Annotated in this window: 21 protein-coding genes; 11 read left to right on the forward strand and 10 right to left on the reverse strand. The window is 70.9% G+C overall.

Annotated elements, in window-relative coordinates; all coding sequences use genetic code 11:
- The first annotated feature begins 298 nt into the window (after positions 1-298).
- The 5 genes from ACQP2T_RS33815 to ACQP2T_RS33835 all read left to right on the forward strand — a co-directional run bounded on the left by ACQP2T_RS33815 (position 299) and on the right by ACQP2T_RS33835 (position 4,207).
- Positions 299-748: an XRE family transcriptional regulator gene (locus ACQP2T_RS33815; RefSeq protein WP_433508939.1), complete on the forward strand. Its 450-nt coding sequence runs from the start codon at positions 299-301 to the stop codon at positions 746-748.
- A gap of 104 nt (positions 749-852) precedes the next feature.
- Positions 853-1,395: a hypothetical protein gene (locus ACQP2T_RS33820; RefSeq protein ID WP_433508940.1), complete on the forward strand. Its 543-nt coding sequence runs from the start codon at positions 853-855 to the stop codon at positions 1,393-1,395.
- Positions 1,396-1,447: 52 nt separating this feature from the next.
- Positions 1,448-2,566, forward strand: coding sequence for an MAB_1171c family putative transporter (locus ACQP2T_RS33825; protein WP_433508941.1), 1,119 nt, complete (start codon positions 1,448-1,450; stop codon positions 2,564-2,566).
- A gap of 318 nt (positions 2,567-2,884) precedes the next feature.
- Complete coding sequence (locus ACQP2T_RS33830; protein ID WP_433508942.1) at positions 2,885-3,499, forward strand: dTDP-4-dehydrorhamnose 3,5-epimerase family protein; 615 nt, start codon at positions 2,885-2,887, stop codon at positions 3,497-3,499.
- 108 nt (positions 3,500-3,607) lie between these two features.
- Positions 3,608-4,207, forward strand: a complete 600-nt coding sequence (locus tag ACQP2T_RS33835) for a hypothetical protein (RefSeq protein ID WP_433508943.1) — start codon at positions 3,608-3,610, stop codon at positions 4,205-4,207.
- Positions 4,208-4,242: 35 nt separating this feature from the next.
- Here ACQP2T_RS33835 and ACQP2T_RS33840 read toward each other — a convergent pair whose 3' ends face one another.
- From ACQP2T_RS33840 to fxsT, 6 genes are all read right to left on the reverse strand, one after another.
- The gene (locus tag ACQP2T_RS33840; protein ID WP_433508944.1) at positions 4,243-5,253 is read right to left on the reverse strand and encodes a coiled-coil domain-containing protein; all 1,011 of its coding nucleotides are present in this window, start codon (positions 5,251-5,253) and stop codon (positions 4,243-4,245) included.
- A 133-nt stretch (positions 5,254-5,386) separates the two neighbouring features.
- The gene (locus ACQP2T_RS33845; RefSeq protein WP_433508945.1) at positions 5,387-6,985 is read right to left on the reverse strand and encodes a protein kinase domain-containing protein; all 1,599 of its coding nucleotides are present in this window, start codon (positions 6,983-6,985) and stop codon (positions 5,387-5,389) included.
- Positions 6,986-7,221: 236 nt separating this feature from the next.
- The gene (locus ACQP2T_RS33850; RefSeq protein WP_433508946.1) at positions 7,222-8,358 is read right to left on the reverse strand and encodes an FAD-dependent oxidoreductase; all 1,137 of its coding nucleotides are present in this window, start codon (positions 8,356-8,358) and stop codon (positions 7,222-7,224) included.
- A gap of 301 nt (positions 8,359-8,659) precedes the next feature.
- Positions 8,660-10,135, reverse strand: coding sequence for a S8 family serine peptidase (locus ACQP2T_RS33855; protein ID WP_433508947.1), 1,476 nt, complete (start codon positions 10,133-10,135; stop codon positions 8,660-8,662).
- Positions 10,136-10,162: 27 nt separating this feature from the next.
- Positions 10,163-10,423: a hypothetical protein gene (locus ACQP2T_RS33860; RefSeq protein ID WP_433508948.1), complete on the reverse strand. Its 261-nt coding sequence runs from the start codon at positions 10,421-10,423 to the stop codon at positions 10,163-10,165.
- 120 nt (positions 10,424-10,543) lie between these two features.
- Complete coding sequence (fxsT, locus tag ACQP2T_RS33865; RefSeq protein ID WP_433508949.1) at positions 10,544-13,585, reverse strand: FxSxx-COOH system tetratricopeptide repeat protein; 3,042 nt, start codon at positions 13,583-13,585, stop codon at positions 10,544-10,546.
- Positions 13,586-13,670: 85 nt separating this feature from the next.
- Here fxsT and ACQP2T_RS33870 point away from each other — a divergent pair, with 85 nt between their 5' ends.
- Positions 13,671-15,707: an alpha-amylase family glycosyl hydrolase gene (locus ACQP2T_RS33870; RefSeq protein ID WP_433508950.1), complete on the forward strand. Its 2,037-nt coding sequence runs from the start codon at positions 13,671-13,673 to the stop codon at positions 15,705-15,707.
- 7 nt (positions 15,708-15,714) lie between these two features.
- On the opposite strand, the gene ACQP2T_RS33875 is transcribed toward ACQP2T_RS33870, so the two are convergent.
- Positions 15,715-17,520 (reverse strand): GMC oxidoreductase, encoded by a 1,806-nt coding sequence (locus tag ACQP2T_RS33875; RefSeq protein ID WP_433508951.1) that lies wholly within the window; start codon positions 17,518-17,520, stop codon positions 15,715-15,717.
- A gap of 117 nt (positions 17,521-17,637) precedes the next feature.
- On the opposite strand from ACQP2T_RS33875, the gene ACQP2T_RS33880 reads away from it, so the two are divergent.
- The gene (locus tag ACQP2T_RS33880) at positions 17,638-20,397 is read left to right on the forward strand and encodes an AAA family ATPase (RefSeq protein WP_433508952.1); all 2,760 of its coding nucleotides are present in this window, start codon (positions 17,638-17,640) and stop codon (positions 20,395-20,397) included.
- Positions 20,398-20,405: 8 nt separating this feature from the next.
- Here the strand turns inward: ACQP2T_RS33880 and ACQP2T_RS33885 are convergent, their stop codons facing one another.
- Together ACQP2T_RS33885 and ACQP2T_RS33890 are read right to left on the reverse strand one after the other, a co-directional pair.
- Positions 20,406-21,272, reverse strand: coding sequence for an SMP-30/gluconolactonase/LRE family protein (locus ACQP2T_RS33885; protein WP_433508953.1), 867 nt, complete (start codon positions 21,270-21,272; stop codon positions 20,406-20,408).
- Between the two features lie 41 nt (positions 21,273-21,313).
- Positions 21,314-22,093 carry an MBL fold metallo-hydrolase gene (locus ACQP2T_RS33890; protein WP_433508954.1) on the reverse strand — a complete coding sequence of 260 codons (780 nt, stop codon included), beginning with the start codon at positions 22,091-22,093 and terminating at the stop codon, positions 21,314-21,316.
- 27 nt (positions 22,094-22,120) lie between these two features.
- On the opposite strand from ACQP2T_RS33890, the gene ACQP2T_RS33895 reads away from it, so the two are divergent.
- Positions 22,121-22,507, forward strand: coding sequence for a MerR family transcriptional regulator (locus ACQP2T_RS33895; RefSeq protein WP_433508955.1), 387 nt, complete (start codon positions 22,121-22,123; stop codon positions 22,505-22,507).
- 13 nt (positions 22,508-22,520) lie between these two features.
- Here ACQP2T_RS33895 and ACQP2T_RS33900 read toward each other — a convergent pair whose 3' ends face one another.
- Positions 22,521-23,165, reverse strand: coding sequence for an HNH endonuclease family protein (locus ACQP2T_RS33900; protein ID WP_433508956.1), 645 nt, complete (start codon positions 23,163-23,165; stop codon positions 22,521-22,523).
- 115 nt (positions 23,166-23,280) lie between these two features.
- Between ACQP2T_RS33900 and ACQP2T_RS33905 the strand changes: the two genes are divergently transcribed.
- The 3 genes from ACQP2T_RS33905 (at position 23,281) to ACQP2T_RS33915 (ending at position 26,591) form a co-directional block, all read left to right on the forward strand.
- Positions 23,281-23,904, forward strand: coding sequence for a TetR/AcrR family transcriptional regulator (locus ACQP2T_RS33905; RefSeq protein WP_433508957.1), 624 nt, complete (start codon positions 23,281-23,283; stop codon positions 23,902-23,904).
- Positions 23,901-25,319: a pyridoxal phosphate-dependent decarboxylase family protein gene (locus tag ACQP2T_RS33910; protein ID WP_433508958.1), complete on the forward strand. Its 1,419-nt coding sequence runs from the start codon at positions 23,901-23,903 to the stop codon at positions 25,317-25,319. The genes ACQP2T_RS33905 and ACQP2T_RS33910 overlap by 4 nt, the downstream gene beginning before the upstream one ends.
- A gap of 132 nt (positions 25,320-25,451) precedes the next feature.
- Positions 25,452-26,591, forward strand: a complete 1,140-nt coding sequence (locus tag ACQP2T_RS33915; protein WP_433508959.1) for a monooxygenase — start codon at positions 25,452-25,454, stop codon at positions 26,589-26,591.
- Positions 26,592-26,669: the final 78 nt, after the last annotated feature.

Here is a 26,669-nt window from a genome sequence, read left to right on the forward strand (position 1 = left end):
GACCGCTCACCGGCGACGAGAAATCCCGCCACCTGGCTCAGGGCGCGGGTGCGGGTTCCGCCGCGCTGCGGTACGGCGGCGACATGGGCCTCGGACCTGCTGACCGCCGAGCAGTCATGGCCAAGTGCGCGAGCATCGGACTGCATAAAAGTGATGAGCCACTGTGCCGCATCAACTTTGGGGAGTACCCTTGGAGACTCGCAGACGCATATCCCCTCTGTCAACTAGGTTCCATTGCCAGGGAAGATCTGCGAATATAGTTGATGAAGCCGAGCGGTGAGTGATGACGGATGAGAACATGTCGGATCAGTTGACTGGGCAGTCGCAAGGCGAGTCGTCCTCGCCATCCCTGGCCGACAAGATCAACTTCTTGTTCCGGACGGTCTATCCAGCCGGCCGGGGACCCTACTCCTACGCCGAGGCGGCGGCCGGCATCGAGGAGCTCACCGGCGAACAGGTCTCCCACACCACGTTGTGGAAGCTGTCCACCGGGCGCGCCACCAACCCGACCAAACGCCTGATCGAGGCGCTCGCCGCCTTCTTCCAGGTCTCGCCGGCCTATTTCTTCGACGACGAGGCCTCGAAGGAGATCGGCGACCAGGTCGAACTGCTCGCGCTGCTGCGTGACACGGGGATGAAAGGCGCTCATCTGCGTGCCTTCTTCGAACTGTCTCCGGAAGCGCGCGACATGGTGCAGGAGCTGATCGAGCGGACGGCCCGACTGGAGCAACGTCACCGCGACAAGTAGGAGAACAGGAGGAGGAGAGGTGGACCGACCATTGAGCCCCTGCTAGCCATGAGCGACGACATTTGCACTGGGCGTGGGACGGCGAGGGTACCGGACGGCATGCGGTGAAAAGGGAGCAGCGCGCACCACATCAGGTGTCGATCGAGGAGTTGGAAGCCGAAGGAGTCATCCCCGACCCCTTCGACCTCGAACTCTTCATCAAACGACTGGAGAAGCGACGAGGCCGCCCCATTCAGATGATTCCCATCTCGGCGCGTCGCGGTGCGCCGTGCGGCCTTTATATCAAGGCCGTCGGCACCGACTATTTGTGTTACGTGCGCAGCTCGTCGCCGCTGCACGAGTGCCATATCCTGCTGCACGAATTGGGTCACCTGGTGCTCGGCCATCAGGACAGCGGATGGCGGAGTGAAGAGCTCCAGCGCATGCTGCTGCCGGATCTCCACCCGGACATGATAAAACGCGTGCTGTGCCGGAACGGTTACGCCGATCCCGCCGAAGACGCGGCGGAGGCTTTCGCCGAGCTCATTTTGGCACCACGTGTGCTGGCACCGGGCAACTACACGGTGCCGGCCGCCACACCGCCTCCTGAAATAGCCGAGGTGGTCCGGAACATCGAACAGGCGTGGGGGTCCGAAAGGGGATTTTGACGTGGTCGATGTGTTGTATTGGGGGGAGGCCTCCGTCATATGGACGATTGCCGTGCAGGCCGCCGTCCGACTCGTCCGAAAACGTCGATCGCCGGTGGACCTGGCCTACTCCGCTCATATCGTCACGCTCAGCCTCAGCGTGCTGGTGCAGTTTCATGACATCCAGCCGAGGCTCGACACTCTCGCCCATGTCAACGGGCTCGGGCGATGGCTGGTGTTCAGCTTCACCATCGCCTCCATGTGCGCGTTCTGGATCACAGTGACCTACCTGACGTCACCGGCGGGCGACCGGGCACCGGGCGTCAGCGCGAAGATATTGTGGGCTGCGGCCGGCATCGCGGTGATGGGAGTCCTGCTGTTCGGCTCCGGGGTGCCGGATGACGCCGGCGCGGGCTTCCTCGTCGTGCACGGCGAAAACCCGCTCATCGTAGGTTTCTATCTGGCCTTCCTCGCCTACATCTCCGCCGGCCTTTTCGGCACGCTCCGCCGGACCTGGCGATACGTGCGCTATGTGCACCAGCCATATGTGCGGCTCGGGTTGCGGCTGGTCGCGGCCGGTGACGCCGGCGGGCTCCTCTATGTGGGCTACTTGAGTGCCACCGCGCTGACCAGCTATTTCGGCCTTCCGACGCCGCCGGGCGCATCGACGCATGCCGTGACGTACCTCGGGCTCGCCTGCACCACGCTGATCGTGGCCGGCCCCACCATCGGCGTCTGGGGGCCGCGGCTCGCCACGCCTCTGCGGTCGGTGGCCCAACGGCGAGCGCTGCGCCGCCTTCGCCCTCTGTGGACGGCGCTGACCACGGCCATGCCCGAACTCAGACGCGAACCGCCCAGCGTCGGCGACTCCGCCGGCTACCAGCTCTATCGCTATGTCATCGAGATCCGTGACTCCTTGCTGGTCCTGGAGTCCTACACCGGAAGGCCGTTTCATGACGGCATGACCCCGGCCCTGCACGCCCGAACCGTGGCCCAGGCCCTCCATACGTTCGCGGCCACGAAGAGAACCGCGGCGGCGCCAGACCTTTCCCCCGCTTCCGCGGGTGATATGAAACCCGCGGTCACCCGTGACGCCGCGTCCGGCGACCCGGTGCTCAGCCCTGGATTGCCGGCCATGAAGGACGAGCTGACGCACCTGACCCAGCTTTCGCGGGCTTTCGCCCGGCTCTGACGGAGACCATGAGCGGCCTTGTGCCGTTGTTGTCCGGCCCCTGTCGCACTCATGAAATATTACGAGGGCGATCTGTTCTCACTGGCCATGCCGTCAATTGCCATTAGTGGCGAGACGCCTTGTTCGCATTTCTTCATGGGCGCAGGAAAACCGCACACAAGGAACCCATTGGCGTTGGATCAGGCCAGGCTAATACGCTCGCATTAAGAATGCGTAGGGGGACTAGGGGGAGCTTTAGGGGGTTGCCTCCTAAATGCCGCACTGAAAGCCTCGAATTGCCATGACAGAGAAACATATCTACGGGAGAGGTTTGCGGGCATGCACATCGAAGAACTTGACGTGGCGGACTCCTTCATGATCGACCAGAAAATCTATCCAGACATGCGGGGGCTTTTCCTGGAGCCATTCAGCCAGCCGGCGTTCCGTAAAGCAGTGGGCCATCCGCTCTGGGTGGCTCAGGTCAACTGCTCCTGGTCCTATCGCGGCACCATACGCGGCCTCCATGTGGTGGGCCTGCCGGGCCAAGCGCGCTACTTCAACTGCGCGCACGGGGCCATGCTCTGTGTCGTACTCGACACCAGGATCGGCTCCCCCACCTACGGCGAGCACATCGCGGTTGAACTGACCGCCGAGAGCAGGAGGGCCCTTTACGTCGCGGAGGGGCTCGCCGCCGGATTCCTCGCGCTGACGAAGGAGGTGACCGTCTGGTATCTCTGCTCCAGCCTCTATTCGCCGAGCACGACCGTGTCCATCAACCCGCTGGACCCGGAGCTGAACGTGCCCTGGCCGCGGGAGCACGAATTCATTCTCTCCGACATGGACCGGACCGCTCCTTCCCTGCGCGAAGCCGAGGAGCGGGGGCTGCTTCCGCTCTATCGCGATTGCCAGGCCCGATACGCGGAACTCAACGCGACGGCCGATGCTTGTCCATGATTCTCGGCATCCGAACCGTCCTCAGCGAACGCGCCGTTCGGTTGGCCTACTACGCTTCCCGGGTGCGGTAACCGCGGATGCGGCCTCAAATCCGGGAGGAGAGTCGTGGTGGGCGCCGAATCGCGCTTGATCCTCAAAGCGGGCACCCGGGAGACCAGGATGTTCCAGATCGCGCGATCTCGGCACTGGTCCCTGTACGACGTCGGCAACAGCAAGGCGGACGTCTATCTCCATACCTGGCACGCATGCGACGGCAACGTGGTGATCCGCTACATCGAGGACCCGCTCACGGGCCTGAACTTCATCACACTGCGCGGCGACACAGCGGGCGAGGTGTCGCGGGACATCACAAGCTTGTGCCCAACGTGGACGTATGCCGAGGCGCTTGGCGCACTGCAGGGTGCGACCGCTCGTGACGACCGGCTCACCACCGCGTACGCGGCCGCTCTCACGGCCCCGCCCGAGCAGGACCCGATGCTTGTCGAGGCGTTTCGCGCGATGGCGGCCGACCCCGACCAGGGGATCCGGCAGGCCGTCGTGGTGGCGACCGGCTATTGTCCGTGGCCCGCACTGGTGGAGATCGTCCGGCGGCTACGGGACACCGACCCGGTCGAGCACGTCAGAGAGAACGCGCGCCTCCTCTGGGACGGGCTTGCCCTTCCCATCGATGCGGCGCTCGGCCTCGAAGACCCCGGGAACCGGAGCTGAGCCGGAACAGGTCCCTTAAAGAGCACCTGGAACCGTCAATACACCGAGATGTGCGGGTGGTCGTAGTGGTTGGCCGTGGTGCCGCCGCGGTCTGACATCGTGCGCCAGGAGCCGGTCCTGGAGTGCCAGATCCGCTGGCGGTAGATGATGTACATGATGCCCAGCCGCTTGGAGTTCTTGATCGCCCAAGCGGCGATCTCGTTGCCGCGCGCCACCTCCGCGGCCGTCGGCATCGAGCCGCCGCGACTCAGCATGAAGTCGCACGCCCTCCCGAGCGGGTGCTCGCCGCCGTCCTGGATCGCCCGATAGCAGCCGATTCCATTGGGTACGGCGAAGCGCTCCTTCACCAGGGTCTTGACCAGGCGCATCCGGGGAGTGATGTTGTCGGAGCCCTCGGGGAGCTGCGGGACCCAGGTGCCGTCCGACCGCCGGACCCCGGGCGCCTGGTAGAGCTTGTCGATCTTGTCCTTGATCTTCTTGATCAGCTGCTCGGCCTTGTCCTTGCGTTTGCCGAGGTCCGCGACCTGGTCGCCGAGTTCCTTGGCGCGGGCGGCCGCCTCCTCCTCGGCCTGCTTGCGGTCGTCCCTGACCTTGGCGAAGCCGCTCAGCCTGGCGCTCTGCTGGTCGACCAGGTGGTTGGACAGCGCGAGGCGGCTCATGAGCGCGGAGGGGTCCTCGTTCGCCGAGAGCATGGTGGCGGGGCTCGGGGGGCCGCCGTTGGTGTACTGGGCGACGGCCATCAGCCTGAGCTCGGCCGACTCTCGGTCGTAGACCTCCTGGGCGGCGGCCAGCTTGTCCTGGGCGGCCTTCTCCGCCTTCTCGGCCTTCTGCTGGGCGATGCGGCCGTTGTAGTACTCGGTGATCAGCTTGTCCGACTGCTTCCCCAGGGCGGCCAGCTCCTTCTTGAGCTGCTTGATCGTCGGCTTGGGGGCCGCGTGTCCGGGCGTGGCCAGGCTCACTAACAGGAACACCGCCGTCATCATCGCGGTGAGCGCTTTGGTGAGGATCGGACGGCGCCGCCGGTCGGCGGGGCATGCAACCGCCACACTTCTCCTTCGCCCGAACTGCGGGGCTCAGAAGTACGCCCCCTATCCGAGGCTAGATAGTAGGGGATCATCTGTATCGGTCGGCAAATCAGCAAATTTTGGTATGGGCGAAATGTCCGGCGCGTGGGGCGGGTCACGGCTTGTCGACGTCCGGCGGAGGACAGGACGACGTGTGCGAGGAGCGGGCCCGCCTGGCTCTGCGGACGGCCCAGTGGCGGCCGAGCAGCGCGGAGCCGGGGATCAGTACGGAGCCGAGCAGGCCGCTCCCGAGCCCGAGGCCGAGGTCGACGTCGAGCAGGCCGTCCTTGCCCTTGAGCACGGGTACGTCGATCGACACCTTGACCGACACCGAGACCAGCGGCCCGGCGGCCTTGGTCGGGGCGGGGGCCTGGGTGTCCGGGGGGCTGGTGGTGGCCGGACGGGCGGACGGCTTGGGCTCGCTGGTGGCGGGCTTCGTGGTCGACGCCTGCTTGGTGGTCGTTGGGGAGGCGGAGGGCTTGGAGGTGGCCGGACGCGTGGTCCGCGTCGGCTCCGGCCCGCGGGTGGGCTCCTGCGAGCGGGTACGGATGGGCTCCTGCGAACGGGTGCCGTCGGGCTCAGGGGACTCGGTGGGCTCGGTGTGGTCCCCGGTGACCACTGGATCCGCGGCGTCGGTGCTGGGCGGGGGGCTGGCAAGATCGCTGGGCCCCGGGGTGAGGATGGACGGCTCCGCCGTACCGGATGGCGTGGGGATCAGGGCCGACTCGGCGGGCGCGCTGACCGGCGGAAGCCCGGCGAGGCGCTCCGGCGGCGCGTCGTTCCAGATCACGAACGCCGATGCCACCGCGGCGGCGGTCGCGACCACCAGGCCGCCCGTCACCGCGAACTTGGTCACCGGCGCGAGCGCGGTGCTGAACAGGCTCGTGCCGCCGTTCGCCGACGTGGGCAGCGGCCGCGACAGAGGCAGCGAAGAGGCGAGCGGGACGGTCAGCAGGCCGAGCCCGGCCCGGCCGCGTACCTCCCAGCCGGTGCCATAGGCGGTGTCGGCGACCTCCTCCAGCTCCGCCAGGAACGCCTCGGCCGACTCCGGCCGTTCGGCGGGGTCCTTGGCCAGGCCGTGCCCGACCAGTGCCCGCATCGGCTCCTCGATGTCGGCCAGCGGGGGTTCGGCGTGCTGATGCTGGTAGGCGAGGGCGGCGAAATTGTCCGCGATGAACGGCCGGTGCCCGGACAGGCACTCGAAGAACACCACGGCCGCCGCGTACACGTCCGACGCCGGCCCCGCAGGGGCGTCCGCCCACTGCTCGGGGGCCATGTAGGAGGGGGTCCCGGCGAGTGGGGCGTTCTCACCGGAGTGGGCGGCGACGCCGAAGTCGACGAGCTTGCTCTGGCCGTCCTGGGAGACGATCACGTTCTCGGGCTTGAAGTCACGGTGTACCACGCCGTGCCGGTGCGCCTCGGCCAGCCCGAGCAGGGCGCCCTTCAGTACGGCCAGCGCCGCCTCGGGGCCGGTGGCGCCCGCGTGCTGTAACAGGCGGCGCAGGGTGATGCCGTCCACCAGCTCCATCACGATGCAGGCGTCGTCATGGCCTTCGACGTAGTCGAGCAGGCGGGCCGTGTGCGGGCTGTCGAGCTCGCGGATCAGCCCGGCCTCGGCGCGAAAGCGTTCGACGAACAGCTCGTCGTCGCGTAATCGCGCGGCGAGGTGCTTGATCGCTACGGGCGTCCCGTCGGACGTGCGTAAAGCGAGCATCACCCGTCCGGTCCCGCCGTGTCCGAGTTCCCGAATTTCGGTGTAGCCGGGAACATCCATCGGGGGGACCTCCAGAGACGGATAAAGATCCTTTCACCCGACGCTATCCCGTGGTAACGCCCCGTGTCGAGAGTGCTACCGGTCTCTGCCTCAATCGGTATTTTTACTACTTCTCATAGTAGGTCGGGCAGCTGGAATGGAGCAGGTGCGGCAAGGCGACGGCGGACGTCAGCAGGTCAGGCCGCCGGAACGGAAGGGGCCTGGGCAAGGAGGCGGCGGATGTTCCGGGCGGCGGTACGGCCCGCGCGGTTGGCGCCGATCGTGCTCGCTGAAGGGCCGTAGCCGACGAGTTGCAAACGCGGCTCGGCGATCACCTCGGTGCCGTCCACCCTGATCCCGCCCTCGGGCTCGCGCAGCCGCAGTGGGGCGAGGTGGTCGAGGGCCGAGCGGAAGCCGGTGGCCCAGATGATCGTGTCCGCTTCCACGTACCGTCCGTCATCCCAGCTCACCCCGCCGGCGGTGATGCGGCCGAACATCGGCAGCCGCTCCAGCGCCCCCTTGGCCAGCGCCTCCCGGACGACCGGTGTGTACCCGAGCCCGGTCACGGCGACCACGCTCTGCGGCGGCAGCCCGGCGCGTACCCGTGCCTCGACCAGGGCGACGGCGTCGCGGCGCGCGTCCTCGCCGAAGTCGTCCAGCGGGCGGAACACGGGCGGCCGGCGGGTGACCCAGAGGGTGCTCGCGGCGACGCCGGCGATCTCGGAGAGCACGTGCGCGGCCGAGGTCCCGCCGCCCACGACGACCACCCGCCGCCCGGCGAACTCCTCACGTCCCCGGTACGCCGCGTAGTGCAGCTGACGGCCGCGGAAGGAGCGCGCGCCCGGATAGTACGGCCAGTACGGGCGGGTCCAGGTGCCGGTGGCGTTGACCACGGCCCGCGCCGCCCACTCCCCCGCCCCGGAGGTGACCACGAGCCGCCCGCCCTCCCCCGGCGCCACGGCCGTCACCTTGACCGGCCGTAGCACGGCGAGCCCGAGCTCCCGTTCGTAGTCCGCGAAGTACTCGGGGACGACCACAGCCGCAGGCCGCCGCCCGTCGGCCTCGGACAGATCAGCACGACCGGTCCCAGGCGGATCGGCCTGATCGGCTCCGGGCGGGGTGCCCACCGGTGGATCGGAGCGCCGCGCACCGGGAAGGTCGAAGATGCCGTGCACCTTGTCCATGGTCAGCGACGGCGACCGGTGCCGCCACGCCCCGCCCGGCCCGTCGCCCGCGTCCAGCACCAGCGGCTCGAAGCCGAACCGGCGCAGGAAGTACGCGCTCGACAGCCCGGCCTGCCCGGCCCCGATCACCACGACGTCGATCTCGTCCACGTACGGATGCAACCTGCGAAGCCCCGGCGCTCTTCCCGGGAAGAACGATCAGGGCCTCGGCGCTCTTCCCGGGACGAGCGCAGCGTCCCGGGAAGAGCGATCGGGGCCGCGGCGGCCGCCCCCGCGTCACCGCCGCGGCCCCCACCGGTCGAACCCCGCAGGGCCGCCCGGCGGTCATTGGGCCCGTCAAACCGTCGATCCATCAGACGCCAGCCCGTCAGAGGGCCGACCCGTCAGACCGTCGATCCATCAGACGGGCGACCCATGACGGGCTAACCATTCAGACGGGCGGCGCGGTCCATCAGACGGGCGGTGGGACGGTGTGCAGGCTGCGCGGCGTGACCGACCGCGCCAGCCGATACGCGGCCGCGGCATCCACGAGCCCCGCCCCGGTCGCCCCGTCGAAGCCCTCCCCCGCGAGCTCCCCGGTCCCGCTCTTGCCGTCGACGACGTCCCGCGCCGAGGCCCTGAGCAGCGCCTTCACCAGGTCGGGCGACAACCCCGGCTGGACCTGCTTGAGCAGCGCGCACACCCCGGCGATCTGGGGCGCGGCGGCGCTGGTGCCGCTGATCACGCTCCAGCCGTCGTCGGGCGCGGTGCCGTCCTTGACGGGGTAGCCGGGACCGGCCAGCGAGGAGTCGATGACGTCGCCGGGCTCGGTCGGCAGCATGATGTAGAGCGCCCTGGGCTGCCGTCCGACCAGTCCGCAGACGTCGGGCACGTGCCGGCCCGGGTAGATGAGGCTGTCGAAGCTGCTCGCATAGTCGGACGCCTCCATCTTGAACTCCCCGTTGACCTGGGTCTCCTCCACGTACACGCCGCCCGCGGCGATGACGTCGGGCATCATCGCGGGGAAGGAGATGTGGCCGTTCCCGGCGGAGAAGCAGACCGTGATGCCGCGCACCCGTACGGCCTCCAGCACCGCTAACTCCAGCGGCCGCAGGAAGTTGGGCAGCCCGGTGAGCCCGTTGAGGTCGTAGCCCCAGCTGTTGGTCAAGACGGCGGGCGACAGGTCGACGGCGGTCTTGAACGCGAGCGTGGCGTTGCCGCCCATCTTCACGCCGACGAAGTCCACGTCACGCGCGCAGGCGAAGATGTTGGCCGCCTCGGCCGTGCCGTGGCCGTACTCGTCGTGGTCCACACGGGCGGCGTCCGGCGCGAGGGTGGCGTTGTAGTTGTAGCCGTGATGCGGATAGAAGGGATGCTTGTAGAAGCCGGTGTCGACCATGGCCACGAACACCCCCCGGCCGGTCACCCCCCGCTCGTGCACGTGGCAGGCGCGCAGGAGGAGCCCGACGTCGTCCGGCACGCGCAGGTGGTGATAGGAGACCCTGGGCGGCAGCGGCGAGCCGTAGAACTGCGGCGGCGCCTGCGGGTAGGCCCGTTCGACCAGCGGCTCCAGGTCGGCGGGCAGCGTGAACGGGACCCCGGACACATGCGACAGATAGGAGACCTCGTCGCCCGGCTCGGCCGCCGCGTCGGCCGGCGCGCCGCGCAGGGTGTGCGGCCTGACTGCCACGCGGGTGTTGAACGTCTCCTCCCACAACCGGCGCGGGCCCTCCGCGCTGATGGAGAACGTCCCGACGTGCCGGACGACGAACCCTCGGCGCTGCAGCGCGAGCGCGGTCTGCGCGGCCCGGTCCGGCGGTGGCCTGAGGTCGTCCAGGCCCGCGGCCTGTACGGCCGACGACTCGGCGAACATGGAGCCCCGGCCCGGCGGCCGCACCACTGCCTCGAAGTGGACGGTGGACTCGCGGCGTTCGGTGATCGTGGTCATGCTTCCCCCTCGGGGCGTGTCAGTGGGTCAGTGCAGGTCGGGAGGCCCGGCGAGATGGATCCCTGTGACAAGTCCCCGCAGTTCGCGGGGGATGGCGGGCTCAGGCAGGCCGAACGTCCGCTCCCAGACCTCTTCCGGGGCGCTCACGCTGATCGTCGGGCCGAGGTGCAGAACGCGCAGGCCGAGCCGGCGCAGCACGGCCGCCGCCTGGTGCCGTCGTCCCGGCACCGGCTCCACCTCGGCGGAGATGACCCGCCGCCCAGGGGACACGTCCGTGAAATCCGGCATGTCCCCAGAGTCGGGTCCGTGAGCGAATCCGGCCTCAGGTGACGGCTGAGGGCTAACCCTCAATGCGGAGGGCCAGCCCTCAATGCGGAGGGCCAGCCCTACAGCCCTCAATGCGGATGGCTAACCCTGGATGGGGCTCCTGCCACGGGCCAGAATCCGCTCGGCCCTCGCCCGGCAGGCGTCGGCCGACTCCTGCTCCCCCAGCACCTCGTACGCCTCCGCGAGGTCGAGCAGGGTGCCCGCGACGTCGGGATGGCCGCCCCCCAGCACGCGCTCGGTGCCCGTGAGCGCGCTGCGCAGCAGGTCCCGCGCCTCGGCGGCCCGGCCGTCGGCCAGCATGGCCTGGCCCAGCCGGCGGACGCCGAGGTGGACGTGGGCGTGGTCGTCGCCGTAGGCGTTCCTGAACACCTGGATCGCCCGCTCCTGGTGGTCCCTGGCCAGCTTCGGCTCGCCGGTGTCCAGGTAGACCAGGCCGAGGTTGGTCAGCGGCATGCCCACCTCGCCGTGGCCGGGGCCGTAGCAGAACTCCAGGATCGACAGCGCCCGCTCGTGGCTGACCCTGGCCTCCTCGAAGTGGCCCGAAAGGCGCAGCGCGTACCCGAGCTTGTCGAGCGTGTGGGCGACCTCGGGGTGCTCGTCGCCGTACACGGCGGTGAGCATGGACGCGGCCTGCTCCTGCAGCTTGACGGCCCGCTGCGGGCGGCCGGTGTCCTGGACTATCAGCCCCAGCCCGGACAGGGTGTGCGCGACGTCCGGGTGGTCGGAGCCGAGGATCGTCCGCGCGGTGGCCAGCGCCTTGGTCAGCCATTCCTGGCCGGCACGCAGGTCGCCCGCCGTCCACGCGGCGAAGCCCAGCTCCCGGCTTACGCGGGCGATCTCCCTGCGGTCCGGCTCTCGCCGGGCGGTCAGGATGGCCAAGGCGCGTTCGAGGGTACGCCTGGCCTCGGGCAGGCGGCGCTGGCAGACCAGCACGTTGCCGAGCCGTCGCAGGACGCGCGCCACGGCCGGGTCGTCGCCGCCCAGGGCGCGTTCGGCCAGCACCAGTGCCTGTTCCTGGGCGGCGCGGGCGCCGTTGACGTCGCCGGTGAGCTCCAGCAGGTTGCCGTGGTCGGACAGTACGGCCGCCAGGTCGGCGTCGGCGCCCGGCTGCCGCCTGACCAGCCGCAGCGCCAGCTCGAACAGCTCCTGCGCCCGCTCGAACGCCGCCCGTACCGTGAGGTAGTGGCCGGAGCCGCAGAGCATGCGCGGCAGGCCGGGCACGACGAGGTCCGCGCCGTCGGCCTCCTGGCCGAGGTGGATGACGTCGGGGATGACGCTGTCCCAGGTACGCCAGGTGGTGGGGTTCTCGGCGTCGGCGGGCACGACCGAGCTCAGGATCTCGACGGCGCAGGTCACCCAGGTACGCCGCTCCTCGTCGGGCAGCCTGGCCCAGACCGCCGCCTTGACGAGCGGATGCATGCGCAGCCGTCCCCTGTCGCGCTCGACGAGCGAGTGGCGCAGCAGGTGGGCGATGGCGTCCTGCAGGGCCAGCTCGTCCTTGACCGCGTCCCCGAGCGCCGGCGGCAGGACGTCCGGCATGGAGTCCAGCAGGTCGAGCGAGACGCCGCCGGGGCCCAGCGTCGCGCACAGGTGCAGCAGCTCGATGGCGACCGGAGACGCCTGCGCGACCCGCTCGAAGGCGAGCTGCCAGACCGTGGCGAACGCCTTGTCGCGGGTGAGCAACTGGTCGGCGCGGCGACGGAACAGGTCGCCGTACTCGTCGAGCTTCATGCCGGTCTGCTCGCTGTAGGCGGCGGCCTGCTCCAGCGCGAAGGGCAGGTCACCGAGTTGTTCGGCCAGCGCCCAGGCGCCACTGGTCCTGGCCACGCGCGTGGACAGGAAATCGACTGACTCGGCCCGGGAGAAGGAGCCCACGCGCACGCCCACGGCCAGCTGGCCCCAGGCGGGGTTGCGCGAGGTCACGATGACGTGCCCGGCCCGCAGGGACGACAGGAACGCCTCGATCAGCGTGCCGTCCTCGACGTCGTCGAGGATGAGCAGCCAGCGATCCATCCCGGCCAGGCGCTCGGCCAGCGCGGCGAGGATCTCGCCCCGGTCGGCCTGCTGACGTACGCCAAGACGCAGCGCCAGCTCCGCCAGCACGCTCCAGAAGGCGACCGGCTCGACGGCCGGCGCCTCCCAGACCACGTCGTAGTCGGCGGCGTGCCGGTGCGCGTACTCCAGGGCGATTTGCGTCTTGCCGGTGCCGCCGAGCCCGTGCAGCGCCACCACACGGGGCGGTGGGCGCGTCGTCGGCTCGGTCAGCGCGCCCTCGATCTCGGCCAGGATCTCCTGGCGGCCGGAGAACACGTGGTTGCGCGAGGGCAGGTTGATGATCCGCCGCGGCGGCGCGTCCTGGCGCGGCGGCGGGGCGGGGCTGCCGTCGAGTCCCGGATCGTGCAGCAGGATCGCCTGGTGGGTGGCCTGCAGCGCCGGGGCGGGGTCCACGCCGAGCTCCTCGGCCAGGATCCGGCGGACCCGGTCGTAGACGTTCAGGGCGTCGCCCTGCCGCCCGCACCGGTAGAGCGAGCGCATGAGCTGGGCGACGGACCGCTCGCGCAGCGGATGCTCACTGACCCGCTGCTCCAGCCGCGGCAGCGCCTCGGCGTGCCGTCCCAGGGCCAGCTCGGCGTCGGTCCTGCCCTCCTCGGCGCTGAAGCGTAACTCCTCGAGCCTGATGGCGTCGCACTGCGCCCACGGCTCGGTGGCGAACTCCGTCAGCGCGGGGCCGCGCCACAACTCCAGCGCCTGGCTGTACAGCGCCACGGCCGCCGCCCAGTCCTGCTGGGCCAGCGCGCGGGCGCCCTGCTCGACCAGCCGCTCGAAGCGGAAGGCGTCCACCTTGTCCGGCTCGACGACGACGCGGTAGCCGGAGCCGTAGGACTGCAGGATGTCGGCGCCGTTGAGCGCCTTGCGCAGGCGTGACACGTGCGCGTGCAGCGCGCTGAGGGCGCTCTTGGGCGGTGTCCCGCTCCAGACGTACTCGATGAGCTGGTCAGAGCTGAGGACCTCACCCTGGTGGAGGAGGAGGACTGCGAGAATGGCCATCCGCTGCGGTCCGCCGAGCGCGACGGAGTCGCCCTCGATCATGACGTCGAACGTGCCCAGAATCCGGATGTCCACGCCTCTCCTCTCCTCTTGCCTGCGACTGTAACCCGGTTCAGATTGGGCAGACAGGCAGGAATACACAGCCAAGGAGCCCGGCGCCATGGCGAACATCGACGAGATCATCGGCCAAGCCCCGCCCCGAAGCATTTGGGAGGCCGTCTGGCCCCAGCGTGAGAGCTATCACCCGTCGCCGTCCGACTGGCGCGACGAGGTCATCTATTTCCTGCTGCCCGACAGGTTCAGCGACGGCCGCGAGCACGGGCGCGAGCTCGTCGACCGGGCCCGGCCGGCCAACTCCCGCCCGGCCGGGTGGATGTGGAACCAGTGGGCGGCCTCCGGCCGGGACCGCTTCCAGGGCGGCACCCTGCGGGGGGTCATCTCCAAGCTCGGCTACCTGCGCGACCTCGGCGTGACCGCGCTGTGGATCGCGCCCGTGTGGAAGCAGCGGCCCGTCACGACCGTGGACGGCGTCCCCGCGCCGGACGACCCACACGGCTACTCCATCCAGCACTTCCTGGACGTCGACCGAAGATTCGGCACCCGCGAGGACCTGGTGGAGCTGGTCGGCAAGGCCCACGAGCACGGCATCCGGGTCATCCTCGACATCCTCATCAACCACACCGGCGAGAACTGGGACTACGACCTCGGCACCCCCGGCTCCCCCCACTACGTGGTCCGCCCGCCGTACGCGGGCCAGGACGGGAAGCTGCCGTTCGGCGCCTGGCGGGACGGCACCGGGGGGCGCCTGCCGCACGGCACCGCGCCCACCGAGCCCGACCACGGCGTGTGGCCGAGCGAGCTGCACGACCCCGACGCCTACACCAGGGCGGGCGGCGACGGGCTCGGCTGGGGCCAGGGCGGCGACGACGAGCCGGACGCGCCCTACCGGCGGGCCGACTGGTTCAGCCGGGACCTCGACCAGTCCAAAGAGCTGCAGACGCTCATCCGTATCTGGACCTACTGGATGGCGCTCACCGACATCGACGGCGTACGCATCGACACGCTCAAGCACGTGCCGCCGCGCGACGCCACGCTGTTCTGCGGAGCGCTCAGGGAGTTCGCCGACGGGCTGGGGAAGGCGAACTTCCTCATCGTGGGAGAGGTCGGCGGCGGCGACACGATCGAGGAGCGCTACCTGGACCTGATCGGGCGCAACCTCAGCGCCGTCCTGGAGACCGGCGAGACGCGGCGGCTCCTGCGCGACGTCGCGCTCGGGCGGGAGGGCTTCCCCTTCCCCGACGCCGTCGAGGAGTTCTTCCGCAGGTTCGCCACACGGGGGGTCTCTCATCGCTCTCTCGGTTCCGTCTACGTCTCGATGGTGGACGATCACGACGATCTGTCGATCGATCCCCAGCTCCGGTTCGGCGCGCTGACCCCGCCGGGCCACAGTGAGCCCGATCCCCGCCAGGTCACGGTCGGGGTGGCGCTGTTGCTGTACTCGCTGGGCATCCCGTGCCTCTACTACGGCATCGAGCAGGGGCTGACGGGCCCGGAGGAGAGCGAGCGGGGGTGGCTCATGGGCGAGGGGTGGGGCCGCCGCGAGCTGTCGGGGGATCGGTATCTGCGGGAGGCCATGTTCGGGCCGGAGCATCCGCGCAAGGCGGGCGCCGCCGGGCGGCCCGCCGATGGCGAGTCGCCGACCGCGGCGCACCTGTTCGACACGGAGTTGCCGGGGTTCGGCCCGTACGGCACCACGAGTCACCACGTCTTCGACCAGGACAATGAGGTCTACCAGCGGGTCAGGATGCTGCTGGCCGCGCGGGCGGCCCACCGGGCGCTGCGGGCCGGGCGGCAGTACCTGCGCAGGCTCGGCCGGGCCGACGGCGGCTACGCGCTCCCCCGGCCCGGCGACGTGCTGTGCTGGTCGCGCGTACTGGCCGGGACCGAGATGGTCTGCGTGGTCAACCCGAGCCTGACCGAGACACGCGGCGCCCTCGTCGAGATCGACGGCGCCCTCAACGCCCGCACGCAGGAGCTCACCGTGGTCGCCAACACGGCCGAGATCGGCGGGGTGACGAAGCACCCGCTCAGGTCGGCCGTGACCGTGCTGCCCGGCCCGGGTGCCTCGCGCCACATCGAGCTGCAGGATCTGCCTCCCGCGTCCGCGCTGGTCCTGACGAACCAGCCCGTCAACTGAATCCGGCTCAACCAGAAAGGTGGTCCGCCAACCGCATCGCCAAGGCCGTGAGCGTCAGCGAGGGGTTCGCGGCCGGCGATGTCGGGAAGACCGACAGGTCGCAGACGTAGAGGTTGTCGTGCCCCCACGCCTTCAGGTCGGGGTCGACCACGCCCATGCCGGGGTCCTCGCTCATCCGCAGCGTGCCGACCTCGTGACCGACCGCCCCGAGATCGGCGGCGAACGGCTCCGAGGCCGCCGGGTCGCCGCCCATGATGCGGATGATCCGGCCGCCGATCTCCCGCACCGCGGCGAGGTAACCGGGGATCTCGACCGGCTTCATCGTGATCACCGGCCGGCCGGTGTCCGGGTCCAGCTCGACGGTGTTGCCGTCGAGCAGCGGCACCGAAGGGAAGAAGACGATCTCGCAGTCCATCCTGGAGACGTCCGCGTGCGCCGGGACGGCGTCCTCGTCCACCCGGTACTGGTTCAGCCCCACACCCATCTCCACCACCACGTTGAGCGGCATCGCGCCGACCGAGCCGCGCAGCAGGATCTTGACCGAGTCGTGCGCGGCGTATCCGGGCGCGTCGCTCGGCAGCGTGAACTTCCAGACGTACGTAGGGTGGTCGGTGATCCCCTTGCCCACCCACTCGTTGTCGATCCGCGCCCGGCGGGCCAGCACGGCGCTGCCCACGGTGCCGGCCGCCATGATCACGCGCCCACCGTCCGCCACCCGGAACACCCGGTCCTTCCCGGCGATCAGGTCGCGGGCGCGCACGGCCGCCACCCTGGTCCGGCCGCCCGAGCGGTCCCACTCGAACCCGACGACCTCATGGTTGAGGTTGACGTGCAGGCTCTTGTTCCAGCCGTCGCGCAGGCGGTCCTCCATCAGCAGCGCCGCCGTCGAGAAGATCCCTGAGGGGATGCCCAGCCGGTGCGCCACCGAGTTCTCGGCCGCCACCTGCACCTCGTGCTGGCGGAAGCGCTTCATCTGGGTGCGGAGCAGCTCCTTGATCGTCCTGCGGTAGTCGCTGAGCGTCGGGCGCGTGCCGTGCATCAGGTCGGTGGCCTCGTCGTACCACTCGGTACGCAGCTCCTCGCGGACGCCGCGCGGCCACGACTCGAACTCCCGCCCGTCCATCTTCGGGATCAGCGCCCCCCAGAAGACCGACTTGCCACCCAGGCAGAACGCCTCGGCGACCTGCAACCCGGACGAGCTCGTCCGATAACGCGCCGACCGGTACTGGTACCACAGACCCCACACGGTCCGGTCGGCCTCCGCGCTGGAGCTCTGCTGCCTGGGCATGTTGCCGACGTGGGTCGAGAACAGGTACCCGCCGGCCTCCAGCACGAGGATCTGCGGCATCCGCCCGCCCTTGGCCGCGGCCATCCTCGTCAGCTCATGGGCCAGCACGCCGCCGCCCATGCCGCTGCCGACCAGGATGTAGTCGTACACCGCGTCCTCGTCCAGTTTGGGGGCGAAGTGACGGCGGGCCGGGAGCGGGTTGGTGACGATGATGTCGTCACGGGTCGGGAACAGCTCCGACTGGGTGCCGGTCATCGTCTCGATCCGCTCGCCCGCCGCGATGTCCGCGGGCCCGGCGGTACGGTTGCCGTCCAGCGCCTCCCACGCCCCGTCGCAGTGGAACTTGAACTCCACGGCCGTCCCGGCGGGCGGCCTGTCGAGCTCCACCCGCCACTCGTCCGCGCCCTCCACATAGCGGCAGGGCACGCGGGCCCGCCAGCCGTCGAGGCTGCTGAACACCCCCAGCCTCGCGTCGGGACGGATCGCCCCGCCCCTCAGCACGATCGTGAACGTCTCCCCAGCCATGCAAGCCCCCTCGCATGTCGCGCTAAATCTCCCGATGCTGGTATAGCTCGCGCCGCTTAACCTTCGCTTGCAGTCGGCGACAAGGGAGATGCGAGCGCGCAAGAGCACTGTGTGGGCATGCGAGAACGAGAGCTGGAATCGCTGACGGACCGCTTCGAGCTGGCCCGCCGGGGTGAACCGGGGCTGGTCCTGATCCACGGCCCCGCCGGCATCGGGAAGAGCACCCTGCTGCGCCGGTTCCTGGCCACCCTTGACGACCAGGCGCACGTGATCGCCGCCGACGCCGTGGAGAGCGAGTCGGCCCTGCCGTACGGCGTGCTCACCAGGATCGCCGGTCTGCAGCCCGCGGACCCGTTCGAGGCGGGGGCCCGGCTGCGCGACCGGCTCGACGAGCTGCAGGAGGCGCGGCCGGTGGTGCTCGCCGTCGACGACGCGCACTGGGCCGACTCCGTCTCGCTCACCGCGCTCGCGTTCGCCTGGCGACGGCTGCGGCCCGCCCGCGTCCTGGCCGTGCTGACCAGCCCGGACCCCTACCAGCCCGCCTCGCTCCAGCCGCTGCTCACCCGAGAGATGTCGGTACGGCTGGCGCTGACCGGTATCGGCGCCCGGCAGGTGCGCGCGCTGACCCACCTGCCCCTGACCGAGCAGGCGGCCGGACGACTCTGCGAGCACACCGGCGGCAACCCCCGGCACATCCTCCAGGTCCTGGAGGAGACGGACCTCGACGAGCTGGCCGACCCGCAGATCCCGCTGCCGGTGCCGGGACAGCACGCCCGCGACGCCCTGGCCCGGCTGGCCTGGTGCAGCGAGCCCGCCCGGTCGCTGGTCGAGGCGGCGGCGGTCCTGGCCTGCGACATCGGGCCGGGCGGCACCGGGAAGGCGGCGGGCGAGGTCGCGCTCGGCGGGTCGGGACGAGCGACGGCACTCGGCGGGGCCGGACGCGCGGCGGGTGAGGTTTCGCTCGGCGCGGCCGCCAAACTGGCGGGCGTCGGGGCGCCGCTGTCGGCGCTGGAGGAGGCGCTGGGGGCCGGGCTGCTCGTGGAGCGGCCGACAGGTGCCGGGATCCTGATCCGCTTCTCGTACCCGCTGCTCAAGGGGGCGGTCTATCAGCACATGGGCCCCACCAAGCGGCTGCGGCTGCACGCCGCGGCGGCGACGCTGACCGAGGACGAGACCACCCGGCTGGAGCACCTGCTGCGAGCCGCCGAACGTCCCGGCCCGGAGCTCGTGCGCGACATCGCGGCGGCGGGCCGACGCAGGGCCGCGGCGGGCGAGTGGGGACAGGCGGCGCGGCTGCTCGCGCAGGCGGCCCGGCTGGACCGGGAGCCGGGCGCCGACGCCGTCGAGGCCCTCCTGTTCGACGGCCGCCCGGCCGAGGCCCACGCTCTGGCGGTACGGCTCGGCGCCGACGAGCCGGCCACCCGGCCAGGCACCTCTGCGACGGCTTCCTCAGGGACACCCACCGAACCCCGCACCTCCTCGACGGCTCCGTCAGGCGCTGACCCAGATGCGGCGTCCCCCAGCATCGGTGCGGCCTCCCGGAACAGTCCGGTGTCCCCGTCGATCTCCGGCGTCGACGCGGCCTCCCCGACGGCGGACGGTCGTTTCGCGCGAGGGGTGCTGGCTCACTACGCCGGCCGTACCGATGAGGCGCGGGCGGCGCTGGCCGAGGCGCGGGACCGGTGCGCGCGGCCCGCGCTGCTCGCCAGGATCGACGCCTGGAGCTGCCGCCCCGAGCCCGGCGACTATCTGCGCCTGATGCGTCACTCCGGTGGGCTGGGGGGCTCGCCACCGGCCAGGCTGCTCACCGCTGTGATGGGCAGCCTGGCCGGCTTCCACCAGGGGCACTGGGACGAGGCGGCGGCCCTGGGGCAGCTCGCCGCCGCGGTCGCCGACGAGCTCGGCCCGTGCTGGATGTCGGCGCACGCCCACGCGGTGGCGTCTCTCGTTCCCGCGGCCAGGGGTGACTGGCAACGCGCCGGGCAGCACGCCGAGGCGGCCCGGCGGCTGGCCAGGGACGCTACGGCGCCGGTGGCGGTCATCGGCCCCGCGTACGCCGCGGCCCACCTGGCCGCTGCCCGGAACCGGCCGGACGAGGTGATCGCCCTGCTGACACCGCTGCTCGACCTGTTCACCGCCACCGGCCAGACCGCGTCCACCTCACCCGACCAGCCCGCGAACACCTCACCCAAGTGGACCGCGGATGCTCAGCCCGGTCTGCCCGACGCGACGGCGTACGCCCAGTCCGGGCCGCCCAACGCGACGGCCTACACGCAGCCTGGTCTGCCCGACGCAACGGACCAGGCCGAGCGCGGGCTGCTGCCGTGGGCCGATCTGCTGTTGGACGCGCTCATCACCGAGGGCGACCTGCGCCGGGCCGGTGACGTACCGGCCGGGTCTGCCGGTGTCCGGGCGCGGCTGCTGGCGGCGGGGCACGAGACCGAGGCGGCCACGACGGCGTTCGAGGCGGCGTGCGCGGAGACCGGGGAGCCGTTCGGCCGGGCCAGGATCCTGCTGGCGTACGGGTCGTTCCTGCGCAGGCTCGGCCGCCGGGCCGCCGCGGCCGAACAGCTCAAGGAGGCGCTGCGGGAGCTGGAACGCCTGGAGGCCGTGCCCTACGCGCAACGCTGCGAGATCGAGCTGGCGGCGTGCGGGCAGCAGCACGCGGTCTCCCCCCTCGGTCTGACGCCGCAGCAGGACGCCGTGGCCCAGCTGGTGGCCACCGGGCTGACCAACCGGCAGATCGCCCGCGAGCTGCTGCTGAGCGTCAAGACGGTCGAGTACCACATCAGCCAGGTGTACGCCCGCCTGGGCGTGTCGTCCCGCGTCGCCCTGGCCAACGGCGTCCGCGCCCGCGCGGGCTCCTCGTCAAGCTGAGGGGCCGTTCAGAGCGCACACTCCAGAACGGGGCGGCCGCGCACGCCCGGCTCGGCGGCGAACAGGGCGCCCGCGGCCGGCTGTTCCACCCGGTCGACGTCGAGGGCCGAGGTGGTGATGAACAGCTGGTCGAGGTTGTCGCCGCCGAAGGCGACCGCGGTGACCTTGCGTACCGGGAGCCGGACGACGGCCTCGAGACGGCCCTCCGGGCTGTAGCGGTGTACGGCGGCGCCGCCCCACAGCGCCACCCACACACCGCCCTCGGAGTCGACCGTGAGCCCGTCGGGGGCGCCATCGGCCGGGTCCACGACCGCGAACGGCCGCCGCCCGGTGAGCCCGCTCTCCCGGTCGTAGTCCAGCACGTCGACCCGCCCGGTGGTCGTGTCGGCGTAGTAGGCGAGGTCGCCGGCGGGGCTGAAGTCCAGACCGTTGGAGATCGTGACCTCCGGCAGCACCACGCGCAGCCCGCCACCGGCCTCGGCCACGTAGAGGGAGCCGCGGCCCGGGGTCTCGTCGTAGGCCATGCTGCCGATGTAGAAGCGGCCGTCGGAGTCGCAGCCGCCGTCGTTCATGCGTACCGACGCATCGCTCCACGCCTCGCCGAGCGAGCGCAGCGGCGCGTCCAGCTCGTCGGAGTCGGCCAGCAGCAGCTCCCGCTCGGCCGCGACCACATAGCCCGCGCCGCCGGCGCGCGGGCGGATCGTCGCCGCGACCGCGCCGACGTGGCGGCGGCGGACCGAGCCGTCCGGGTCGAGCGCCAGCACGTCGCCGGCCATCATGTCGACGAACCGGAGGCCGCCCCAGCGAGCGGACCACACGGGGCCCTCCCCGTGCTCGGCGACGGGTGCGGTCACGGTGTACGCGGCGATGGTCATGCCGATCTCCTCCAGCTGGGCTCAGACCTCCCCATTGTCGATCACGAACGGCCGACCGCCGGGTAGGTCCACCTCTGGCCCGTCGGCAGGTTCACCACGTCGGGTCCCTCCGCGCGGGCGTCCGCCAGGGATTTGGCCTCCATACCGGTGCCGTTGCGGCGGATCACGCGGGCGAGCAGGTCGTCGTCGCCATGGGCGTCGTGCACGGGAACCAGTACGCGCGCCCCCAGGGCGCTGCTCCCGGCCACGGCCTGCTCGGGCCCCATGACGATCGGCGGCCCGACGAACGCCCGCAGCCCGTTGACCGGCAGCAGCGCCAGGTCGACCGGCGGGTGTTCGGCCCGGTAGCGCTCCAGGAGCGACACGTCGCGGATCTCGCCGCCGAAGAAGACACGCAGCCCGCCGCTGCTGAGCACGTACGCGTTGTGGCGCCACAGGAGGGTGCGCCCGGCGGGGGTCGCCTCGATCGAGAGCTCCTCGGTGGGGTGGCCGCTCTGCCCCCATTCGAGGTGTTCCACCTGCCGGAAGCCGAGGTCCCGCGCCTGGCGGGCCATCCGGGGGCTGCTCACGAAGACAGGGGTGGCCGCCTTGCGGGGGAACGTCCGCAGCGCGCGCAGGTCCCAGTGGTTGGGGTAGGAGTGGCTGGCGATGATGGCGTCCAGCCGGGGCAGCTCGGCCACGGTCATGCCGAGCGGTTCGCCCCGGTGCAGGTGCCAGCGTTCGGTGAAGAACGGGTCGGTGAGTACGGCATGACCGTTGATCTCAAGAAGTACGCACGAGTTGGCCACGCGCGTGACGGCCAGTGCGGCTTGGTTGCTCATGCGGCCACGATGAAGGTTAATGTGCACATGAAGTCAAGCATGACCATCGGCGAGCTGGCCGCCCGGTTCGAGCTGCCCACGCACGTGCTGCGGCACTGGGAGAGCGCCGGGCTGCTGGCCCCGGCCAGGCACGAGAGCGGCCATCGCCGCTACGGCCCGGCCGACCTGCGGCGGGTGGCCATGATCTTGCTGGGCAAGGAGGCCGGATTGGGCCTGGGCGCCTTGCGCGAGGTGCTCGGCACGCCCGATCCCATGGACCACGCCGACCTTCTCAGGGGGCATCTCGCCGTGCTGGAGCAGCGCATCGCGCAGGCGCAGGCGGCCAAGGAGCTGATCGAGCACGCGCTGGCGTGCCCGCTGCGCTTCGACGAATGCCCGCACGCCCGCGAGCGGATCGAGGCCCGCATCCCGTGACGCGAGCCGGTGATCAGGCCGAGCAGGTGTTGAGCATCTCATGCAGCGCGGCCTTCTCCGCCTTCGTGATCCGCAGCGCGTAGTGCCGCTTGACGGTGATCCACGACCTGGCGTACGTGCACCAATAGCCGATGACCGGCGGCCGCCAGGTGATCGGCGTGCTGCCGCCCTTGTCGATGTTGGCGGTGGCGCTGACAGTGACCAGTTCGGGGCGGATCAGGTCGTTGGCGAAGGCGTGGCGCTGGGCGTCGGTCCAGGTGTCGGCGCCCGAACGCCAGGCGTTGGCCAGGGGGACGAGGTGGTCGACGTCGATGTTCGCCTCGCTGGTGAGCAGCTTGCCGTCGTAGCGGCTGTACCAGGTACCGGCCAGGACACGGCAGGACGCGTCGCGCCGGACCGCCTGTCCGTCACGGTTCAGGACGATCTCCCGGGTGTCGCACGCGCCCCGCTGCGGGGCCCATTCGGGCATGAAGCGGGTGTGGCTGTAGCCGAGGAGCGTGCCCCTCTCGCCGACGGTCAGGCCGTCGAGCGCCGTACGGGCTTCGGCCACCGAGATCGGGACGGGCATCGCGCGCGCGGTCGCGGCGGCGCCGGCCGGCGGGACGAGCAGGAGAGTCGCCAGGAAGGGGACCACGAACCGCCCTGAGAAGATGGTCATGGATTACCAGTAACAGCCACCCCAAAGGAATGTCACGAGAAGTAATTGAGATGGCACCTAAAGTGACTCCATCAAGTGATTGACGGAGCACCGGAGGCCGAACTAGTTTCGTTCCATGAGGGACAGCGACCAGGTCACCGTGATCATGAAAGTCGCGACACAGCTCTTCGCGGCACTCGGCTTCGACGGCACCTCCACCAGGCAGATCGCCGACGCGGCGGGCCTGAACATCGCCACCGTCAACTACCACGTCGGCGGCAAGCGGGAGCTCTACCTCGCCGTCATGGAGCGCGCCCACCAGGCCGAGCGCGCCGCTCTGGAGGGGGCGCTGGGCCGTCTGGGCGGCGACGACCCGGTCGCCGGGATTCACCGGCTGATCGACGACTACCTGGACTTCTGCGTGGTCCATCCCGAGGTGCCGGCGCTGTGGATGCACCGCTGGCTCTCCGACGCCAGCGACCTCACCGAGCTCGAACGGCACTACGTCCAGCCGCTGGTGGTCATGGTGACCGACGCCCTGCGTCCCTCGGTCGCGGCCGGGGTGATCGACCGCGCGGTCGATCTGGAGTACGCCATGTGGTCGGTGATCTGGTGCGTGCACGGGTTCGCCAAGGGCGGCGTGCTGGACGAGGAGGGCCACCGCAGGGGCGGGAGCGACACGGTGGCGCTGCGCCGCTTCCGCGCCCACCTGCACCTGACCGTGCACCGCATGCTCGGACTGCCCGGCGAAGCCCCATGAACCTGCCTGACACCGGGCGAACCACTGACGAGCTGCTGGCCGAGGTGGCCCGGCTCAAGGAGCACGATCTGCCGGTCAGGGGCGGCCAGGTGACCGCCTATGTCTACGACAGCGGCCGGGACGGCGTTCATGAGGCGGCGGCCCGCGCCTACGCGGAGATGCTGGAGGTCAACTGCCTCGACCCGACGGCCTTCCCCAGCGTGGTGGAGATGGAGAAACAGGTCGTCGGCGCCGTCGCCGACCTGCTGGGCGGCGGCCACGGCATCTTCACCAGCGGTGGCACCGAGTCGATCATGCTGGCGGTGAAGGCCGCCCGCGACGCGGCCGCGCGCGACCGGCCCAACCTGGTGCTCCCCGTCACCGCCCATCCGGCCTTCCACAAGGCGGCGCACTACCTCGGGCTCGAGGTCAGGCCGGTGCCGGTCGATCCGGTCACGTTCAAGGCCGGCGCGCGGGCCGTGGCGGCGGCGATGGACGACGAGACCGTGCTGGTCGTCGCTTCGGCGCCGTCGTACCCCCAGGGCGTGATCGACCCGGTCGAGGAGATCGCGGCCGTGGCCGCCGCGGCGGGAGTCGGCTGCCATGTGGACGCGTGCGTGGGCGGGTGGCTGCTGCCGTGGCTGCGCGCGGCCGGCGCGGCGATCCCGCCGTTCGACCTGTCGGTGCCGGGGGTCACCTCGCTCTCCTGTGACCTGCACAAGTTCGGGTACGCCCCGAAGGGCGCCTCGGTCGTGCTGTTCGCCGACCCGGCGACGCGCCGGAGGGCCTACTTCGCCTCGGCCGCCTGGCCCGGCTACACCGTCATCAACGCCACCGTGCAGAGCTCCAGGTCGGCGGGGTCGCTCGGCGGGGCGTGGGCCACGCTCCAGGCTCTGGGCCGCGACGGTTACCTGGCCCTGGGCCGGACCACGCTGGAGGCGACGGCCAGATTACGCGCGGGCATCGCGGCGATCCCCGGGCTGCGGGTGCTGGGCGATCCGGAGAGCTCGCTGGTGGCGTTCACCTCGTCGGAGCTCGACGTGTTCGTCCTGGCCGACGAGGCGCGGCGGCGCGGCTGGTACCTCCAGCCGCAGCTGTCGTACGCGGGCATCCCGGCCAACCTGCACATCACGGTCACCGGGGTGACGCTCTCGGGGATCGAGGCGCTGCTGAAGGTCATCGGCGAGTCGGCGGCGGCCGCCCGGACCCGCGGCCCGGCCGTACTCCCCGACGGACTGATCGACCTGGTCATGGACCTGGACCTGGAGGCACTGGACGACGCGGCCTTCGCCGAGCTGGCCGCGGCGGTCGGGGTGGACCTGCGGCCCGGCGCGGGGCAGCCGGAGATGGCGCTGGTCAACGCGGTCCTGGACGCGCTGCCCGCGCCCCGGCGGGAGGCGGTGCTGGTGCGCTTCCTGTCAGTGATCTACAGCTGACGGGTGGCGATCTGCAACTAACGTCGCAGTCCCGCGCCTTCGGGAGGCGGACCTCGGTCGTCATTCCAAGGAAGGACACGGAACGTCCTCCGGAAGGATGTCCCGCGCCGGGTCACGCGGGACCGTGGAAGCATGATTCGACTAGCCCGTATCGCCGCCTCGTGCGCCGTGGTCGCCCTGCTCGCCTCGTGCGGGACGGCCACCACGGCCACCCCGGCGGCCCACCCGAGCCACGCCGGGGGACATGGGGCCAAGGTCGCGCCGGTGGCCGCCCCCTTACGCGACGGCGAGCGGTTCGAGTCCCTGACGATGGCGGAGCCCTACACGCCGCACGCCCCCAACGGCGGCACCGACGACTACCGGTGCTTCGTCATCGACCCCAAGCTGACGAAACAGGCGTTCCTGACCGGAGCCCAGTTCCAGCCGCAGAACGCCGACATCGTGCACCACGCGATCTTCTTCCGGGTGGACCCCCGGCAGGCCGCCAAGGCGAAGACGCTCGACGACAGCACCCCCGGTCAGGGCTGGACGTGCTTCGGCGACGCCGGCGTGGACAACGCCTCCTGGGTGGCGCACTGGGCGCCGGGCACCAACGAGACGCTGCTGGACTCGCGCTACGGCTACGCGTTGCCGCCGGGCAGCAAGCTCATCATGCAGATCCACTACAACACGCTGAATGTGGAAGGCACCCCCGGGTCCGACAAGTCGGGCATCCGGCTGCGGCTCACCGACAAAACCCTGGAGCCGTTGGAGACCGCGCTGCTCCCGGGGCCGGTGGAGCTGCCGTGCACGCCGCAGGAGTCCGGCGCGCTGTGCGACCGGGCCGCCGCCGTCAAGGACGTGGCGCGCAGGTTCGGGCCGGGGTCCGAAGAGCAGGCCGACCAGCTGGCCAAGATGTGCGGCCCGCTCAAGCCGGGGCCGACGCAGCACTGCGACCGGCCCGTGCCGGGGCCCATGACGCTGCACGCGATGGCCGGGCACATGCACCTGCTCGGGCGCGCGATCAAGGTCGAGCTCAACCCCGGCACGCCCAAGGCGCGGACGCTGCTGGACGTCCCGAACTACGACTTCGACGACCAGGCGCTCCGCGTGCTGGCCAAGCCGGTCACCCTCAAGAAGGGCGACATGCTCCGGGTGACCTGCACGCACGACGCCGGGCTGCGCGCGCAACTGCCGCAGCTGCGCAAACTGCAGCCGCGCTACGTGGTCTGGGGCGAGGGGACCAGCGACGAGATGTGCCTGGGCCTCGCCATCTGGTCGAAGGCCACATAAAGGGGGTAGGGCGCACGCACACCGCCAGGCCGGTGTGCGTGCGCCCGTGGTCGGGTCAGCCGAGCATGACGCGATCCG

The sequence above is a fragment of the Nonomuraea sp. CA-143628 genome, from assembly GCF_050942315.1.
Classification (GTDB): domain Bacteria; phylum Actinomycetota; class Actinomycetes; order Streptosporangiales; family Streptosporangiaceae; genus Nonomuraea.

Excerpts from the sequence above, each read along its gene's own strand:
- ACQP2T_RS33905 (WP_433508957.1), top strand. The coding sequence starts at position 23,281 with ATGAGGGACAGCGACCAGGTCACCGTGATCATGAAAGTCGCGACACAG.
- ACQP2T_RS33915 (WP_433508959.1), top strand. The coding sequence starts at position 25,452 with ATGATTCGACTAGCCCGTATCGCCGCCTCGTGCGCCGTGGTCGCCCTG.
- ACQP2T_RS33910 (WP_433508958.1), top strand. The coding sequence starts at position 23,901 with ATGAACCTGCCTGACACCGGGCGAACCACTGACGAGCTGCTGGCCGAG.
- ACQP2T_RS33870 (WP_433508950.1), top strand. The coding sequence starts at position 13,671 with ATGGCGAACATCGACGAGATCATCGGCCAAGCCCCGCCCCGAAGCATT.
- ACQP2T_RS33845 (WP_433508945.1), bottom strand. The coding sequence starts at position 6,985 with ATGCTCGCTTTACGCACGTCCGACGGGACGCCCGTAGCGATCAAGCAC.
- ACQP2T_RS33855 (WP_433508947.1), bottom strand. The coding sequence starts at position 10,135 with ATGACCACGATCACCGAACGCCGCGAGTCCACCGTCCACTTCGAGGCA.
- ACQP2T_RS33900 (WP_433508956.1), bottom strand. The coding sequence starts at position 23,165 with ATGACCATCTTCTCAGGGCGGTTCGTGGTCCCCTTCCTGGCGACTCTC.
- ACQP2T_RS33860 (WP_433508948.1), bottom strand. The coding sequence starts at position 10,423 with ATGCCGGATTTCACGGACGTGTCCCCTGGGCGGCGGGTCATCTCCGCC.
- ACQP2T_RS33890 (WP_433508954.1), bottom strand. The coding sequence starts at position 22,093 with ATGAGCAACCAAGCCGCACTGGCCGTCACGCGCGTGGCCAACTCGTGC.
- ACQP2T_RS33895 (WP_433508955.1), top strand. The coding sequence starts at position 22,121 with ATGAAGTCAAGCATGACCATCGGCGAGCTGGCCGCCCGGTTCGAGCTG.
- ACQP2T_RS33815 (WP_433508939.1), top strand. The coding sequence starts at position 299 with ATGTCGGATCAGTTGACTGGGCAGTCGCAAGGCGAGTCGTCCTCGCCA.
- ACQP2T_RS33885 (WP_433508953.1), bottom strand. The coding sequence starts at position 21,272 with ATGACCATCGCCGCGTACACCGTGACCGCACCCGTCGCCGAGCACGGG.
- ACQP2T_RS33880 (WP_433508952.1), top strand. The coding sequence starts at position 17,638 with ATGCGAGAACGAGAGCTGGAATCGCTGACGGACCGCTTCGAGCTGGCC.
- ACQP2T_RS33875 (WP_433508951.1), bottom strand. The coding sequence starts at position 17,520 with ATGGCTGGGGAGACGTTCACGATCGTGCTGAGGGGCGGGGCGATCCGT.
- ACQP2T_RS33830 (WP_433508942.1), top strand. The coding sequence starts at position 2,885 with ATGCACATCGAAGAACTTGACGTGGCGGACTCCTTCATGATCGACCAG.